Below are 17,180 nucleotides of genomic sequence, written 5' to 3' on the forward strand. Positions count from 1 at the left end.
AAATGCAGAATTTTAAGTCACCAGTATCCGCTCAGAAATTCCTCAATATTCATCTAGCTACTTACAACAGCTTCTGCCTTCAACGCCACCTAATAAACCGACCTCATCTAAAGGAAAGTCGCGCTGAAGCTTTTGGCGTTTGGGCAACAGCAAGCGCCGCTGTTTAAATAATGCCACTAAAGTTTCTTCGCGTCCAAAGGGAGTTAATGTGACAGTACCCTCAATCTATTAATCCCTTGTCTTTAGCGTCCTGCATTTCAATTTTCCAATTATCAGCAAATTCCTTCGCAAATTCATCCTCTGAATCATTACTCAGGAAGTGCATCAATTTTGCGTCGATCAAACCATTTATTTTATTGAGCTTGCCCTTGTATGCTTCAACTATCTGTCCATCGCTGGTATCTGATTTTCGGACTTCAAGGAGCATCGCTGCTCCAGCCAATAACAGTGAAAACACCATGAAAACATAAATTGGAGTAATCATTTTTGGCCGCGGATTGTCTTTGCCTTGCTCGGTCTTAAGAAGAAGAAAAGCTAGGACCGCCAACAAGAATGCAATGCCCACGAAGCCAAGTTTTAGTATTTCCGGGAAATCCAAATTTTCGAACATTACCATCTCCACTAATAGGTTAGGGAACCGACCAAGCTTCCATTACCATAAGTAGCGCAATAGAAACCGGTTCTGTCACGTTATCTTTCTGCCAATGCGGTTTATTCGCTCTCACGGTAGCGTCTCTGTTTACGGGAAATATCGCCAAAGTCCCCGGAACTGCGGGGTTCTGGGGCGAACCTAGATTGGATCCAGGTTCGCCCCAGAGTGAGTGGTGGAGTTAGTAGTCTGAAGCGAACCCGTCTCTGCAATTTTCCCAAATAAACAGGAAAAAAACAGGAATTATTGGCAAATTCGCCGCGAATTCCGCTTAGAATACGTTATAACCGCCTATTTTCATTACGGTTTATCCATATTTCCTACCCAAAACAACAGGGAAATTGTTTCTAATACAAGGAAGCAAATATTGAGAACAGTGATGTTACGATATTGTCACATTAACTTCGTGGAAAAAATCCTGCGTTGGATTCGTCGTTTTCGATGCAAAACACCTTCTATTCCCAGCATCGTTTTACACCTCGCGCAATTCAGCATGCGGTTTGGCCGGTGATTCCAAGTTAACTAGTTGATGAGTATGTTAATAGTGAAGACGAAATCTTCGGCTTTCGTGTACAGCTAGAACGAAATGCCAAAACGGCCTTAAAATTGATGAGGGGTATTTGAAGAATCATTGAGTTGCAATCAACGGACTTCATAAATCAACAAACCTGCCCGCAATCTGAAGCGCATCCAAAATTAATTTGACTCCGATAGCGCCAAGTACGAGAGCCATTATTCGGTCAATCCAAGTTTTTGCCAAAAAATAGAAATTCTGTGATTTCTCGACTGAAAAGGCAAAAGATACGATGGAGTACCAGAGTGCTTCGTTACAAAAAACAATTATCAGGCAAATTAGGGATACCCAAGTTGGCGCATGAGGCGGAATAAAGGCAAAGAAAATGGATCCAAAAAAAACGATGACTTTTGGATTTGCAAGCTGCGTCAACAGGCCTTGCAGAAAAGCTGCAGAAAGGGTTACCTTTTTGGAGACTTGCATCTCCTTCGAGGCCACGTCATGGGAGTGCCGCCAATGGGAGACCGCAAGATACCCTAGATAACTGCCGCCGCAAAACTTCAACATCGCGTAAAGCCACTGATCATGCTTCAATGCGACTGCAAGCCCGATCATGGCCGCTGTTGCCCAAATGGTGGATCCCAGGCCCATGCCAACACTTGCGCAAAGGGCAGCTGGTCTCCCTGTTGACAACGCCAACTTCGAAATAACAAGAAAGGATTGGCCGGGACTGATAACAGCCAATATCTGCACGGTAGCCAATGTTAGTAAGGGCAGAAGAAATTCCAAAACAACACCAAGAAGTATGCCATATGATAAAAGCCGAAAGCATAATAGAAAAAATGAGGAGTTGTTCCATCATTTTTTTGAACGCAAAATCTTGATAACAGTTAAAATGCGGGTTGTTGTTTCTCAACGGCTTATGAGGCTTTCAATTCCTTCAATAAAACTAAATTGGACAAGCACGGTGTAAATGTGACTACATCAACTCATTCAATTACGACCCGATATTAGTGCGTTCCGCGAACAAGAAATTCGTTGTGGAGCTGCTCAATGCTGGAATTTTCGGAATATAACAACAGTGTTAGTAGTACTCGAGCACTGCATCCATCCAACCGACCAGCAGCTATAAGGCCTTTTGAAAGGAGGTCTATTTCCGACCCCGGAAAACCATATGTACATGTAAGAGTTTCCCCTGCACCAGTTCGCGACGCCAGAATGACCGGTAATTTAGCGCAAGCACGCTCTAACGCATTGGCAGCACTAACGGAAGTGTGACCTCCTCCTAGTCCCTCGATCACCAAGCCTCTAAAACCTGTAGCGACAGCTGCATCAATCAAAGTTCCGTCATCCCCAATTCCAAGTTTAATTATTGCAACCTTAATAGCTTTATCGAAATTGACAGGTTCGATTGCTGGCAGGCGATCCGGTTTAAGCACTATTCTAACTCGATCTTCTGCCAACCAACCAATTGGCCCCGCAGGGCCTGAACTGAATGTAGACGGGTTGCTGGTATGGGTTTTACGAACGAAGCGAGCAGCATGAACTTCATCATTAAACACGACAAGGGAACCGAGGGAGCGAGCATTCAGATGGCACGCCACGAGGACAGCACTTAGGAGATTGGCGGGTCCGTCAGCTCCCGGTCTGGTCGGGTTGCGCATAGCTCCGGTCACGACAACAGGAATGTCAAGTTCTAGGAGCAGATCGAGTGCGTAGGCGGTTTCTTCTATAGTATCCGTACCTTGCGTAATAACGACACCTGCTGAACCATCTGCTGCCAGTCTCCTGATCTCCGCTGCCACAGTGACAATATCCTCAAACGTTAAGTGAGCGCTGGGAACGTTACAATGCGAATGGGTCCTGATCACCGCTATTTCATTCAGCTGCGGGACAGCTTCCACAAGATCATCCGCGGTTAAAGTTGGCACAACGCCAGATGTCGCGTTCTTCCCTTTCATTGCAATTGTTCCACCAAGGGAAATTATATCTACAACAGGTTTCATCTACTGCTCCACTCAAATGTATTTAACGCAAAATCAGTATGCGCACCTGCAATAGACATACCCAGAAATAATTCAAGGGACTTGCGAATGAGTTCTTCCGAAAGCCCACGTGTAATAAAGACAATCTGGGAAGACCGGCGTTTATCTGGCCATCGATCCAAGTGAATAGGAGGGTGCATGGTATGTTGTACTCCGTTGATGAACACAGGCGTGCTTGATTCGTAAACATCAAGAATTCCTTTAACACGAAGTATTTTTTCGCCATGAACATGAAGCGTTGCCGTGAGCCATACTCCAAATGCAATCCAGTCAATGGGGGCAGAGGATTCTAAGCAGAAACTCTTTATCATATGAGGAGATACGGACAGCTCTTTTTCCTGCATATCGGCAACGTTGCCGTTCCGCTCAAGCATTGCAAGAGCTTCATCTGTTCCAGTGGCCGCGTCTCGGAACTCATCAAGAAAAAGATGTTTTGCATCAAAATTACGACCTGTAGATTTTCGATGCGAAGCCGATGGATTCAATTCAAGAAGCCTATCTTGCAAAGGTACCATCATGTCAGCTGTAACCATATCGGTCTTGGTGACCAGTATCCTATCGGCAACGGCAACTTGCTTGGCTGCCTCTGGCGCCGTCGAAAGAGTTGATATGCCCGCAACGCTATCAATCGTACAAATTATGTTTCCGATGTAAAAATGTTTGTTAATGACAGGCTCCGAAGAAATAGTTGAGACGACAGGCGCCGGATCCGCAATTCCCGTTGTCTCGATAATTAGACGCCGGAACTCCGGAATGAGTCCCTCACCAACCTTTTTTTGAAGCCCTCGAATTGTTTCCTGAAGGTCAGACCGAATAGTGCAGCAAACACACCCCGACTGAAGGAGCAGTATCCCTTCCTCCACTTCTTCCAGCAAGATATGGTCAAGGCCAATTTCACCGAATTCATTAACAATCACAGCTGTGTCCGAGAATTCGGGTCTGGTCAATATTTCCTTCAACAATGTCGTCTTGCCCGAACCCAGAAATCCAGTAACAATATTAACAGGTATCATGGAGATACCGTAGAAAGTTGCTCCAGATATTCTGGGTTGAGTGTATCCACCGGCTTTGATCCGAGTCTTTCCGCAGCTACCCAAAGAGCTTGAATATCATGAACAAGTTCTGTGCGTCCGGTACTAGATGACAAAATATAGCTCGATGCCTGAAAGTCGCGTACGGTCATGCGAAACGGAACCAGTGCCTTGTTTATCAAACGTACCCTGTGTGCACGTTCGTGACGTATTGACCGCTCGATATTACCTAAAAAAACCGCTGAATTAGCTGACGTTTCCGTCCAATGGTCAATGCCCATTAATCCGCATAACCCGCACATTTATTCTCTCCTACCAATTCTTACTTAACGCGCGGAGATCGGGCGGAGAAGTCATTAGCAATCTCATCGAAAGTCGTAAATTTAACGCCCGGATGGCTGATGATATGATTGTACAATCGCTCCAGCATCATCAGAACATGCGGTTTTCCAGATACATCAGGATGAATTGTAAAAGTCACCACTCCATAGTCCATTTCTCGATAAACCCAGTCAAATTGATCACGCCACATTTCTTCAAGATGCCGGGGATTTACGAAACCATGACTGTTTGGGGCTGATTTTATAAACATCATTGGCGGCAAGTCGTCTAAGTACCAGCTTGAGGGTATTTCGATCAGATCAGATTCAACGCCTCGAACAAGAGGTTTCATCCATTCTTCAGCTTTTTTAGAATAGTCAATTTTCGTCCAGCTATCACCCACACGAACATAATAGGGCGTGAAATCCCGATGCATCAAAGAGTGATCGTACTTGATCCCCTTTTTGAGTAATAATTCATTAGAGGCATGGGAAAATTCCCACCAGGGCGCGACATACCCTGTTGGCCGTCGTCCACACAGGTCCTCAATAAGCTGAATGGACTTATCCATCACGGCTTCTTCCTGCACCGGCGTCATCGCGATAGGATTTTCGTGGCTGTAGCCATGCATACCAATTTCATGGCCAGCAGCGGCAACAGCTGCCATTTCTTTTGGAAAAGTTTCAAGGGAATGCCCTGGAACAAACCATGTAGATTTTATTCCCCAACGTTCAAAAAGCTCCAGAATACGCATTGATCCGATTTCACCGGAGAACATACCTCTCGAGATGTCGCACGGGCTATCTTCCCCACCATAAGAACCGAGCCAGCCACCTACGGCATCAACATCGACACCAAACGCGCAAAAAATTTCCTTAACCATCTTTTTTCTCCATTCTAAAGTTTTCTTATTTTCTATGACGTCAACGCATTTTTCTGCGCTGAACCAGTTTTGTTATGTGTGTCCGGAAACAACGGTTGCTCTGTGCATCTGCCACTGAAGATCAACCGAGCCACCCTTATCCAGCGCCTGTGAGCGAATAGCCGCAGCATCACTTTGTAGTCGAACATTTGTATTGTCCTTCAGGATGATCGATAGATGAGCGTCCCTGCCGACAAAATCGATATCGATAAGGTTTCCATTGAGTTTATTGCAATCACTTGAGCTGGGTTTTTCGGCTGCAGGAACAACCTCAACAAATTCTGAGGGAATAACCAATGAAACGTCTTCGCCTTTGGTTTTTTCTGATCCGTTGAAAGCTGCGACACCTTCGAAGGAGCCGAGATGCGTGGATACAATTGTATTTCCGCTATTTTCTGCCTCATAACTTCCTGAAAAAATCAGATTCGATCCAATGAACTTTGCAACGAAAGGTGATTGCGGTCTGGTATATAATTCCAGAGGCTCAGAAACCTGTTCAACTTCACCGGCATTCATAACGACTATTCTGTCTGACAGAGAAAGTGCTTCGGACTGTGCATGTGTAACAAATATAAAAGTTATTCCGAGGCTGCGTTGCAGAAGTTTAAGTTCTTCCTGAATAGACTTTCGTAAATTGGCATCCAAAGCGCCCAATGGCTCATCAAGCAACAGAATTTCAGGTTCAACAACAAGACTGCGAGCCAGGGCAAGACGTTGTTTTTGGCCACCGGAAAGGGCATCCTCCTTGGCCCCTGCCACATCACCAAGATCAAGCTTCTCCAAAATATCATGAACTCGCTTGGCGATGACATTTGCGGGCAATTTTCTAACTGTCAATCCAAATTCAATGTTCTGACGAACGGTCATATGAGGGAAAATGGCATAATTTTGAAATATAGTAGATGTTGGTCGTTGCTCAGTCGGTACTTTCGTAACATCTTCGCCGCGGATTTTTATATGGCCAGACGTTATGCTTTCTAGTCCTGCAATCATTCTTAAGGTTGTCGTTTTCCCACAACCAGAGGGACCAACGAAGGAAACAAATTCCCCTCGTTTGACTTGGAGATCAAATTCTTTTACCGCAACTGCGTTGCCAGGATACGTCTTAGAAAGATTAATTAGTTCGAGATCATATTCGCTCATTTTTTCCGCTCTTTTTATCGGAATTTCAGGTGAGTAGAGGGCAAGAGGTGAGATTAGGATGCCTCTTGCCCAATTTGTTACGCGCTCAAGAATTCATCCCAACGCAAGATCAGATGATCGTACTCGTCAGGCCATTGATGCCAGTAAGCAACATGAGAGGCACGCTCTTTCAAGGAACCGCCATCCCGCAGATCGCCTTCTTTAATGCCGCGCTCGCTAGGGCCAACCCATGGCTTGCCTTCGTACCAGAACGCATACTTATCAGCCGGCATCGCGTCTTTCACATTGGTTGTCGGAGAGTAATAACCTTGCTCCGATACCGTGACGGCTGGTGGCCCGGAAAGCCAATAATCTGCATAGGCCTCGACAGCTTCGATGTTAGGAGAATTCGAAATAGCCGATATACCAATAGACCATCCTCTGTACCCTTCTTTTGGAACGGCATATGAGCATTGAACGCCTTGTGCTTTAACGGCCATCACGGCGGGTTGCCAGGCATCAGCCAAGATCATTTCACCAGACGCCAACAAATTGACGAGTTCTCCAAAATCACCCCAAAGCGCCCGGAACTGACCCTCTTTTTTCTTGGCGATCAAGAATTTAGCGGCTTCATCAATTTCTTCTATATTGGGATTTCCGGGATTGGGAACTTCGAGAAGGCCGAGTGAGTTCATAGCTAGAATTGCCTGCCCGAATGCAATCAATGGATCGACATTCAACCCGGTCTTTCCCTTGAATTTGGGGTCGAACAACGCAGTCCATGTATTCGCTTCCTCGGCGCTCACAAGATCAGAACGATAGCCGATGGAATCATAATTATAAACGGTCGGTACCATCCATAATTCGGTTTTGTTGTCATCCGCCCAAATTTGCCCTGAAACCTGGGCACGAGGCTCTAATTTAGGATCGGTCTTAGTGAAGGTATCGCGAATATTCCCCCAATTGGATAGGGTCTTCGTTGGAATTGGACGAATAGTGCCAGTGGTCGTCATTGCAGGCAGACGTTCTCCAATTATTTCCCAGCAATCATAAGCGTTTGATCCAGACAAAAGCTCTGTTTGCGTATTCGGAAATATGTCCGCTTTCCCGCTGACATCACCAACGCCGGATATCCCCTTGAAGTCATTGAGTATTCTTTCTTGAACTGTCACCGACAGACCAACTGTACGTAGGCTCTGATCACCAAGATTAGCGGCAAATGCGGCCTGGCTGTTCAGCATTCCCGATCCACCAACGATGGCGGCTGCGCTCGCTCCGGCCAATACCTGTCGACGATTGGGTGTAAAATTTCGACTCATTTTTATCTCCCTGTTAATTGAGTTAAACGGATTGTGACTGGTCAGTATCTTCCCACTAATAAACCACCATCGACGACCACGGTTTGACCAGTCATGTACCGGGCGGCGTTGGAGGCTAAAAACAAAATGACATCAGCAATTTCTTCGGGCTGACCGACACGGCCCATGGGAATGAATTTTGCCGCGTCTTCCAATCCTGCCGGACCGAGAGAATGTTGAGCTGAGAGAGTTTGTGCACTTCTGATATAACCAGGCGCAATTCCGTTGACGCGGACACCGTCCCGTGCCATCTCAACGGCAAGACCACGAACAAGACCAAGGACGCCTGCTTTTGCCGAAGAGTAGTGGGCGTGCTCATCCCAACCGTAGGCAACTCCCATAATCGAGGACACAGCAATTATCGCGCCCCGCCCCGCAGCTCTCATTGTTGGAGCCGCAGCTCTCGCAACCCTAAAAATACCCTTAAGATCAATGTCAAAGGTCTCGTCCCATTTCTGGTCAGTCATTTCACCCAAAGGTACTTTGTGAGCGATCCCGGCGTTACCGACGACGACATCAAGTGCTCCCGATATTTTTTCAATTGATGCGACCAGGGCGTTTACATGCCCCGTCGAAGTAACATCAAGCTTGTGAAATTCTGCGCTTCCACCCGCGTCTGAAATCTCTTCTGCGACCTGCTTCCCTTCGGACTTCAGGATATCCGTAACGATGACATGATATCCCGCGGCGCCAAATGCTGTGGCCGTCGCTTTTCCGATGCCAATACCAGCGCCCGTAATCAAAACTGTTTTCTTTTCTTTCACTTAGTTCGCTCCCTAAAGCATGACGTCGCCGGAATTAGGTCCCAGCGTTTGTCCGACATAAATCTGTGCATCGTCTGTTGCCAAAAACGCGACAGTCGCCGCAACGTCTTCTGGCTCTCCAAAGCGACCAAGCGGCAGCTCTTTTATTTTCGTCTCGCGCCATTCAGCTGAAAGTGTTGCTACCAGTTCTGTATTTATGGGCCCCGGAGCAACAGCGTTTACCCGGACACCTGTATTAGAAATTTCCCGTGCCAAAGCTTTGGTCAAGCCAATAATTCCCGCTTTTGCAGCTGAATAATGAACAAGCTCTACACCGCCAATCTGGCCAAGCTGGGAAGTGATATTGACGATAATGCCATCGCGGTTTTTGCACATATTTGGTACAGCGCGGTGGCAAAATAAAAAACACCCTCGCAAATGGACAGAGATCATTCTGTCCCAATCCTCAACCGTCATTTTTGTAAATTCAATCTGCTGCGCAATGCCGGCATTGTTGACTAATAAATTGCAATGCCCCCAGTTTTCTTCGCAGGTTGTAAACGCCTTTTCGACATCTTCTGGACAGGAAACATCTCCCCCCACCGCAAACGCCACATTTCCACGATCAAGTATCAACTGCGCTGTTTCTTGCGCGGCATCGAAGTTGAGATCCATAACAACGGTTTTTGCACCTTCTTCTGCCAATCTTTTGGCAATAGCACGGCCGATCCCAGCCCCAGCTCCTGTCACAATCGCCCGATTCCTTTTCAATTTTTTCACGCTATTTCCTCCTGCAATCCGGCGCTTTTTATCCTTGATCGGCGCACGGAAAGCCCCATCAGCACGCCATAAACCGTCAGAAGTGCAAAAGAGGCCAAGGTGGTCAAAACACCAAATGCAAAGAGGTTTGGATGAATCTCCACTGAAAAAGTTCCATAAATTGCAATCGGCATAGTTGCGTGTGATCCACCCGTAAACAACGTTCGCGGAAATTCGTCATAGCTCAAGGTAAATGCAAAGAGCATAGAGGAGAGAACCCCAGGGAAAATCATGGGAAATGTAACTTTTCGAAACGTCTTCACCGGATCCACACCAAGCATCCAGGATGCTTCTTCGAGGGACTTATCAAATCGATTGAAAATCGCCAGCATCACCAAAAATGAAAACGGAAACGTATAAACGACATGAAGAACAAAAGCAGTTCCCCACCAGGTGCGATCGATACCCAGCTGACTTGACACCAAAGCCATACCAAGCCCAAGCAACACTCCAGGCACCATCATACCTAAGACAATGAGGTAAAATACGAAGCCGGATCCTTTAAAATTACGGCGAAATGCTTGCGCGGACAAAGTACCAAGCACCGTGGATACAATCATTGTTGCAAATGCGAGTGTCAGGGAACGCGCCAGCGCCTGTCCAATCGGCAGCGGCGCAACCCTTGAAGGCTCCGCAATTGACAGCACATGTTCATACCAAAATGTTGACCATTCAATTATGGGAAATTGTGGCCCACCTTCTGGTCCTTGCTGAAAGCTCAAGATTGTCATCACAACAAACGGCCCATAAAGGAAAAGCAGAAACAAAGCTGTGAAGCAACCAAGTGCCCAGCGGAGTCCATTAAGATGATACATGACCGAGTCTCACAATTCTTTTCTGAGATTTACGATACGAAGAAGGGCGGTGATGACAAGCGCCATCACAAGCGTTAGAACAACACCAACAACCGCCGCGAATGCCCACTTCAATGACCCGACCTGGGTCACAATAATATTTCCGAGTAAGTTCACTTTGCGCCCCGATAACGCCGCAGGCGTTGCAAATTCACCCAGTACCATGACTGAAACAAATATTGCACCGACTGCGACGCCAGGGAGGCTTAACGGAAAGATTATTTTGCGAAATATAGTCCAAGTTGAAGCCCCAAGATCTCTTGCCGCCTCAAGCAAACTATGGTCAATCCGGCTCAACATAAAAGCAATGGGGCCGACCATAAACACGACATAGATTTGCACCAGTCCAATTACCACCGATACTTCCGTAAATAACAACACTTCGATCGGTGTTGATATCAGTCCAACTTTCTGGAGAATAATATTCACCGCACCCTCTTTCCCGAGCATTGGCCGCCATGCCAACACCCGGATCAGGAATGAGGTCCAAAATGGTATCACGCAGGTAACCAGGAGAATGGTACGAAGTGTTTCAGAGCGGACGAGCTGTCCGACGAACAAAGCAACTGGATACCCAATAACAAAGGTGAGAACCAAAACTGTCAGCCAAAGCCGCCCGGTCCTGAACAGCGCATCCATATAAGTTTCAGATGAAAAAAAGGTAATCCATGACTTGGTTGTCAGTGTCGGGTTTACTGCGAAAGTGGTTTGCGTCCAGAAACTCACATAAACCATCATGGCGAGAGGTATGACAAGAAAAAGAACCATCCAAAGAACGCCCGGCGCAATCAGGAAATAATGTTCCTTTTTTGGCCGATCCTTTTTCAAATTGGGAACCGTAACGGTTTTCAAATCGTCTGAATGAGAGACATTGATGTCTGTCATTGGAGGGCCTCAGTTCGGTTGGAGTCATTCATGATTGACCCGCTAATATCGAAAAGAAGAGCATCTTCCGGGCTCCAGGAAACACGATACTCCTCTCCTTGCACCAGGATCATGGGATCTCCCTCACCAAGATGCATTTCAGCCTCGAATACGCCTGTATCCGGGCGCTCGAAAAAGTACTTTATTCGCGCACCCTCAAATTCGCTGGTAATGAATTTGGCTGTCAAACAGGCCGCGCCTGCTTTATCCGCAGAAATCTTCATCTGATCGTAGCGAATACCGTAATAACAAGCCCGACTGGCATCTCCGGCATAAGGAAGTTCATGATGGTAATAGGAAAATCGGCTTTCTTGGCCTTCGCCGGGAAAAAGGTTATAGGCGTTCACGAACCTTGCGACCTCAGTAGAGGACGGGGTGGCAAAAACCTTACTAGGTTTATCTATTTGGCAAATTTGCCCCTTATTGAGCACAACCACACGGTCGCCCATTGCAAGCGCCTCGGTCTCGTTCCCGGTTACATGCAAGAAGGTTACTTGCAAAGCCTCGCGAATTCGCCGCAACTCAATCGCCATGCGCTCCCTTAAATTTGCGTCGAGCGCGCCGAGTGGTTCATCCAGCAGACAAATTTTCGGCTGACACACAAGTGTGCGGGCAAGAGAAACACGTTGCTTTTGGCCTCCTGAAAGCTGCCCCACCCTCCGATTTTCTAGATCAGATAACCCTACAAGATCCAGCATATTTCTAACATTTTTATGGATTTCTCCACTGTCTTCCAAAGGATTGTCCTGACGATATTTCAACCCAAACGCGACATTTTCAAACACGGTCATATGAGGAAAGAGCGCGTATTTTTGCTGAACAAAGCCGAGGCTTCTTTGATGGGCTGGACGATTATCAAGTGTTTCACCGTCGAGATAAATAGTTCCTCCGTCCGGTTGCTCCAATCCTGCAATCAGTCGCAATAAAGTCGATTTACCGGAGCCGGATGGGCCTAGCAGAGTTAAGTATTCGTTATCTTCGATGAATAAGGATAAATCGCTAATCGCCAGTTTGCCGGCAAACGATTTTTTTAGTCCCTTTATCTCCATCATTACAGCTACTCCCCCAAACATACCAAAATATTATTGCTGCGCTGCGTAATTAAATAATGTATTTTGTATTCGAAAGTCAATTTAAATGTGTAATTTTTATTCCGATACGGCATATTTGAAAAATTAATATACTTTTTGTATACAAAGATCATTTATAAATTTATATTTTATTTCAAGCATGTATGCTGTGATAAAGCTGTCCTTGAATCTGGTTTTCAGGCATGAGATGTAGACTTATGGAAACTAACAACGCTTTAAGTACAAAACGTCCTTCGCATCGATATCTTGAAATCGAAGCGCTTTTGTTGAAAGCGATTCAAGATGGAAGCCTTCAAGCCAACACGGTCCTAACAGAAGAACCTGTTGCACGGTTATGCGGCACCAGCAGGACTCCAGTTCGAAAGGCCTTGTCCGAATTGTTCAAAAAAGGTGCACTTAAGCACTTCGAAGGACGTGGGTATATTGTTGCAGGTGCTTCGGAAAGTGACGAGCCTCAGCGAATTACCTTAACTTTGGAGCACTTTGGACTTCAAGATGCCAACAATTTAACGAAGCAACCAAGGATGATCTCGCAAAGAATCGCGGGCGATTTTGAAAATTCGCTGCTTCGTGCCCTGCCGTTTGGAGTGTATCAGATTAACGAACAAATGGCTGCCGATCACTATAGTGTTAGTCGAACAGTTATACGTGAAATGTTGTCCCGATTAAACCAGAGAGGTCTGGTAAATAAGGGGGAAAAGGCTCATTGGTATCTGGGCCCTCTTACTACACGGGATGTAGACAACTATTATGCGATCAGGAGTAAACTGGAACCACTGGCACTAATCGAAAGCGCAAAAGTAACACCCTTAACTGATATTCAGACAATGTGGGAGAGAGCCCAAATGGTCCTAGATCAAGGGACAGGTTGTAGTTTAAATCTTTACGAGAAACTTGAAACAGACATTCATGTCGACTTACTTTCTAGATCAAAAAATAAAATATTGCTCGGCATGATTAATCAAAGCCAGTCCTCCCTGGTTATCAACAATCTTTTTTTCACGACTGTTAGATCAACGCCGCCCCGCGCAGCAATACGCGAACATATAATCGTTCTGGATTTCGTCATGCGCGGAGCCTACGATATGGCGGCTCAAGCTTTAGAACAGCATATTACTCTTGCTGCGATCCGGAGCCGACGACGACTGAAAACTTTTTCCGTATTTGTAGAACCTGACTTACCCACTTATCTCGTCAAGCAAAAATATTGAAGTGATACGATCTTACAGACCTAACGCATAATCCCAATGACGAACAAGGTAGTTGTGCTCGTCCATAATTGTGTCCCAAACTATTACCTTAGACATTCGCTCCTCATATGCTCCACCTGCACGAACATCTCCCACTTTAAAAACAGGGACACCAAACGTATTCCGGATAAGCTCGCGGGCAGGTTTGCCTTCATACCAGAAGTCCCATTCTGCCTCAGAAAGATATGCTCGCGACGCCAGCGGATTAGACATATAAGCGCCATTTCGAGTTGCTAAAGCGCCCGCCGGCCCATCAAGCCACCAGTTCAGGTATTCGTAAGCTGCATCCAGTGTTCTCTCATCCAATCGATTAGACAAAGCGATGCCTCCGAACCATCCTCGATATCCCTCGGCAGGGGTTGCCATGGTAACTGGAATTCCCTTGGCGCGAAGAGCAATCAATCCTGACCACCACATCGATCCAATAACGGGTGTGTTTCCGTCGATGACTTCGATTGCATCAATTTCGTCGGTCCAAATACTCTTGAAATGACCTTGTGTACGATAGCTTCGCAATATTCTAGCAAGGTCGTCAATTTCTTCAAGTTCCAGGTTGCCAATATCGGCGGCCAGAAATTCTCTCGTGGCTGACAGAGCAAGCAAAATATCTAGGCATCCAATAGCAGCATCGCGTTGAAGAACCACGCGCCCAGCCCATTTCGCATCCAGAAGGCAGGCCCAACTCGTCACTTCATCCGCCATATTCTCAGGCACTACAAAGCTGTCTGCGTTGTGAACTGTGGGTAACATGCTGATTTGATCGGAAGGTGCTCTTCCCAAAGAACCATCGAGTTGAACATACAATCGTTTACTCGGGTCGCCATGTAATCCGCTACGTGCATTCCCATTCAATCGGCCTGTTTTTGGTAGCGCATTAATCTGCTCCCAATTATTGATCCGGTTTATGTCTATTGCGCCGATGGAACCGGCGGGCCAAATCAAATCCAGATCATGGAACCATTGATCATATACGTCGAAACTTTCCGGGCGCAAAGCGCCGCGCCGCTGGGCTTCCGTACCGTCCAATATCGTAAAATCAAGATTGATGCCTAGATCTTTCTCCGCTTGTTTCCGGATAGGCTCTATCAAGGTAACAGAAGTTCCGAGGACACGAAGAGAAGGTTTGCCTTTTAAAACATTCGGTGCAATCGCCATTCTGCAAACCCCGCCCAAAAATAAGATCCTAACACATTATCGATATTTTCATGTCGCGCGAGGATGGAGCCCGACTATATTTTTTTCGCTGTTCCATAGCAACCAGCTTTCGAATATCGGCCAGATAAAGATTTTGTCACGCTAACTTCGTGGTGAGGAGAGCGAAAAAATACAGGAAATTCTGCGTCTGTAGGATGTTCATGTGACTGTGCCTCAATTGAAGTCACCTTAGCCAGGATGTTCCGCGTCCCAGGGAGCGATCCAATCTCCTTCGACACGTAGCTCGACACCGGCGTCGTCTTCGATAAGCTTGCAGACGGTCATCTCGCCCGCGTCGACGCCATATCGCGCGCCAGCTTCTTTGAAGCGCGTATGACAGGCATCCGTGAGCTCTGATCTGGTGCCGGTTTCGTCCATCAGTTCCTTGATAAGAGACAAGTCCTTCAGACACAGTTTCAACGGAAAGGACGGATCGTAGTGGCCGGAAAAGATAGAGGGCACATCGTGCTGCATCACAAAACTATCCGCTGCCCCGCCTTTCATGACCTCCCACCAAACGTCCGGTTCAATTCCGGCTTTCTTGGCGCAGACCATTGCTTCACCAATAGCAGTAGCGTGGATTTTCCAAAGCTGATTGTTGACGAGTTTTGCAACATAGCCATTGCCATAAATTCCGACCTTTCGAATTTCGCCCATCGCTTCGATGACAGGGCGCGCCGCCGCGATGTCCGCATCGCAGCCACCTACGAACATTGGCATATCGCCTCGAATGGCGGCGTCCACAGAGCCCGTGACAGGTGCGTCAATGGGCCGTCCGCCTTTAGCTACAAAGTCTTTGATCAATTCGCGCTGAAACCCCGGCGAGGACGTGGTCAGATCGACCCAAAGCTTGCCGTCGCAATCGCCATAAAGCAGCCCGTTTTCGCCCTTCAAAACGGCCTCGACTTGCGGCGGACCAAAGACCATCGAGACAACACAATCCACTTTGTTGATCATCTCTTTTGGGTTCTCAGCCCAGGTTGCGTCCATTTCGATATGGTCATTGGCACTATCGCGCCGCAGGTCATAGACGTAGGTGTCAAAGCCCGCGCGAATGATGTTTTTAGCAGCGTTCCCGCCCATCGTTCCAAGACCGATAAAGCCAACTTTCATAGACTAATCCTCCAAAAAATTGGTATAAGATATGCTGCTTAAACGGTATTGGTAAAACAATTTGAATGGATATCTAAAATTGGTATATTCAATACTGCATGTTGGACATTGACACTAAATTCTTGCGCTCCTTCCTCTCCGTCGCCTCCGAGCGGAGTTTCTCGAAGGCTGCGAACCGCTCGGCCTGTTCACAAGCAACAATGTCCCAGCGCATTCGCCAGCTTGAGCAGATGCTTGACGTAACGTTGTTTCAACGGGCTTATCATGACGTGATCCTCACCACAGCTGGAATTGAAATGATGCCGCTTGCCCAGGCCATTGTGGACAAACACGATACGTTGGTAGGGAGGATGCGCGGTAGTCAAGTCATTGGCAGCGTAAGGCTTGGAATTGCCGAGGATTATGTCCTGCCCATGCTGTCGCGTTTACTGACAACGGTTCAGACCTCACACCCGGGGATCGAACTTAGTATTGTATCTGGACTAAGCCACCACCTAGCCCAGCAAATCGACGCCCGCACCTTGGATGTTGCAGTGGTCACCTTGCCGACACCCCGTAGAAACAGCCATATTTTGTCGGAACCACGTTTGCGATGGGTTGGACAGCCTGACCACCAATACCCCCACGCGCGCCCTTGGCCCTTGGCTCTATTTCCTGAGGGCTGTGCCTTTCGTGCCGCCGCCGTAACGCAGTTGACCGCACAGGCCATCCCATTTCGCGAGGCTTTAGTCAGCTCCAGCGGACAGGTTATTCAAAGCGCAGTGTTGGCGGGAACTGCTGTGTCAGTCATGGCTGAAGGAACAATTCCAAATGCTCTCAGCGAAATTCAAAAAATCGCCGGACTGCCCAACCTGCCAAAGACCTGTATTCAAATAATAGAACGCGGTCGCGGACTAACCCAAGCTGGGCAAACGATCCGAAACTTATTGATCCAATGTTTTTGATCTTCATAATAGAATATTCGAATTGCTGACCTTGGCATTATCAGGGGAAAATTGCTTGTGAGACCGGAACGCCGGATTTACTGCCTGCGAATGAAGAACGACATTGTCACATAAACTCCGTAGCGAGGAGAGCGAAAAAATGCTGAAATTCAAGTCGCCAGGATCTGCCCAGAGATTTCTCAAATTTCAGGCAGCCACTTACAATAGCTTTTACGTTCAACGTCATCTAATCCACCGAAACTACTTCAAGCAATGCCGAGCGGAAGCATTTAGCGTTTCGCCAATT

17 protein-coding genes are annotated in these 17,180 nt (G+C 47.0%); 2 read left to right on the forward strand and 15 right to left on the reverse strand.

Translation table 11 applies throughout. The features are described from left to right. Positions 1–220 precede the first annotated feature (220 nt). The 13 genes from V7723_RS10055 to V7723_RS10115 form a co-directional block, all read right to left on the reverse strand. The gene (locus tag V7723_RS10055) at positions 221–610 is read right to left on the reverse strand and encodes a hypothetical protein (RefSeq protein WP_335684334.1); all 390 of its coding nucleotides are present in this window, start codon (positions 608–610) and stop codon (positions 221–223) included. Positions 611–1,301: 691 nt separating this feature from the next. Further along, entirely contained in the window at positions 1,302–1,952 is a 651-nt protein-coding gene (locus tag V7723_RS10060) for a LysE family translocator (RefSeq protein ID WP_335684335.1), read from the reverse strand. A gap of 221 nt (positions 1,953–2,173) precedes the next feature. Further along, entirely contained in the window at positions 2,174–3,169 is a 996-nt protein-coding gene (locus V7723_RS10065; RefSeq protein ID WP_335684336.1) for an asparaginase, read from the reverse strand. Further along, positions 3,166–4,221 (reverse strand): CobW family GTP-binding protein, encoded by a 1,056-nt coding sequence (locus V7723_RS10070; protein WP_335684337.1) that lies wholly within the window; start codon positions 4,219–4,221, stop codon positions 3,166–3,168. The genes V7723_RS10065 and V7723_RS10070 overlap by 4 nt, the downstream gene beginning before the upstream one ends. Further along, a complete protein-coding gene (locus V7723_RS10075) occupies positions 4,218–4,541 on the reverse strand; it encodes a hypothetical protein (protein WP_335684338.1) in 324 nt (107 codons plus the stop codon). Before V7723_RS10075 ends, V7723_RS10070 begins: the two co-directional genes overlap by 4 nt. 20 nt (positions 4,542–4,561) lie before the next feature. Then, positions 4,562–5,443: a polysaccharide deacetylase family protein gene (locus V7723_RS10080; protein ID WP_335684339.1), complete on the reverse strand. Its 882-nt coding sequence runs from the start codon at positions 5,441–5,443 to the stop codon at positions 4,562–4,564. Positions 5,444–5,515: 72 nt separating this feature from the next. After that, complete coding sequence (locus tag V7723_RS10085; RefSeq protein WP_335684340.1) at positions 5,516–6,625, reverse strand: ABC transporter ATP-binding protein; 1,110 nt, start codon at positions 6,623–6,625, stop codon at positions 5,516–5,518. 77 nt (positions 6,626–6,702) lie between these two features. Beyond that, positions 6,703–7,923 (reverse strand): ABC transporter substrate-binding protein, encoded by a 1,221-nt coding sequence (locus tag V7723_RS10090; RefSeq protein ID WP_335684341.1) that lies wholly within the window; start codon positions 7,921–7,923, stop codon positions 6,703–6,705. Positions 7,924–7,964: 41 nt separating this feature from the next. Further along, positions 7,965–8,726 (reverse strand): SDR family NAD(P)-dependent oxidoreductase, encoded by a 762-nt coding sequence (locus V7723_RS10095; RefSeq protein WP_335684342.1) that lies wholly within the window; start codon positions 8,724–8,726, stop codon positions 7,965–7,967. 12 nt (positions 8,727–8,738) lie between these two features. Then, positions 8,739–9,485 (reverse strand): SDR family NAD(P)-dependent oxidoreductase, encoded by a 747-nt coding sequence (locus tag V7723_RS10100; protein WP_335684343.1) that lies wholly within the window; start codon positions 9,483–9,485, stop codon positions 8,739–8,741. Then, complete coding sequence (locus tag V7723_RS10105) at positions 9,482–10,339, reverse strand: ABC transporter permease (protein WP_335684344.1); 858 nt, start codon at positions 10,337–10,339, stop codon at positions 9,482–9,484. The genes V7723_RS10100 and V7723_RS10105 overlap by 4 nt, the downstream gene beginning before the upstream one ends. A 9-nt stretch (positions 10,340–10,348) precedes the next feature. Beyond that, on the reverse strand, positions 10,349–11,263 hold the full coding sequence (locus V7723_RS10110) for an ABC transporter permease (protein WP_335684345.1): 915 nt from the start codon (positions 11,261–11,263) through the stop codon (positions 10,349–10,351). Further along, on the reverse strand, positions 11,260–12,354 hold the full coding sequence (locus V7723_RS10115) for an ABC transporter ATP-binding protein (protein WP_335684346.1): 1,095 nt from the start codon (positions 12,352–12,354) through the stop codon (positions 11,260–11,262). Before V7723_RS10115 ends, V7723_RS10110 begins: the two co-directional genes overlap by 4 nt. Positions 12,355–12,590: 236 nt before the next feature. On the opposite strand from V7723_RS10115, the gene V7723_RS10120 reads away from it, so the two are divergent. Beyond that, positions 12,591–13,604 carry a GntR family transcriptional regulator gene (locus V7723_RS10120; RefSeq protein ID WP_335684347.1) on the forward strand — a complete coding sequence of 338 codons (1,014 nt, stop codon included), beginning with the start codon at positions 12,591–12,593 and terminating at the stop codon, positions 13,602–13,604. Between the two features lie 12 nt (positions 13,605–13,616). Here V7723_RS10120 and V7723_RS10125 read toward each other — a convergent pair whose 3' ends face one another. Next, a complete protein-coding gene (locus V7723_RS10125) occupies positions 13,617–14,798 on the reverse strand; it encodes an ABC transporter substrate-binding protein (RefSeq protein WP_335684348.1) in 1,182 nt (393 codons plus the stop codon). Positions 14,799–15,026: 228 nt separating this feature from the next. Beyond that, the gene (locus tag V7723_RS10130; RefSeq protein WP_335684349.1) at positions 15,027–15,950 is read right to left on the reverse strand and encodes an NAD(P)-dependent oxidoreductase; all 924 of its coding nucleotides are present in this window, start codon (positions 15,948–15,950) and stop codon (positions 15,027–15,029) included. Between the two features lie 98 nt (positions 15,951–16,048). Here V7723_RS10130 and V7723_RS10135 point away from each other — a divergent pair, with 98 nt between their 5' ends. After that, complete coding sequence (locus V7723_RS10135) at positions 16,049–16,894, forward strand: LysR family transcriptional regulator (RefSeq protein ID WP_335684350.1); 846 nt, start codon at positions 16,049–16,051, stop codon at positions 16,892–16,894. Positions 16,895–17,180: the final 286 nt, after the last annotated feature.

Source organism: Sneathiella sp. (genome assembly GCF_036960985.1).
Taxonomy (GTDB): domain Bacteria; phylum Pseudomonadota; class Alphaproteobacteria; order Sneathiellales; family Sneathiellaceae; genus Sneathiella.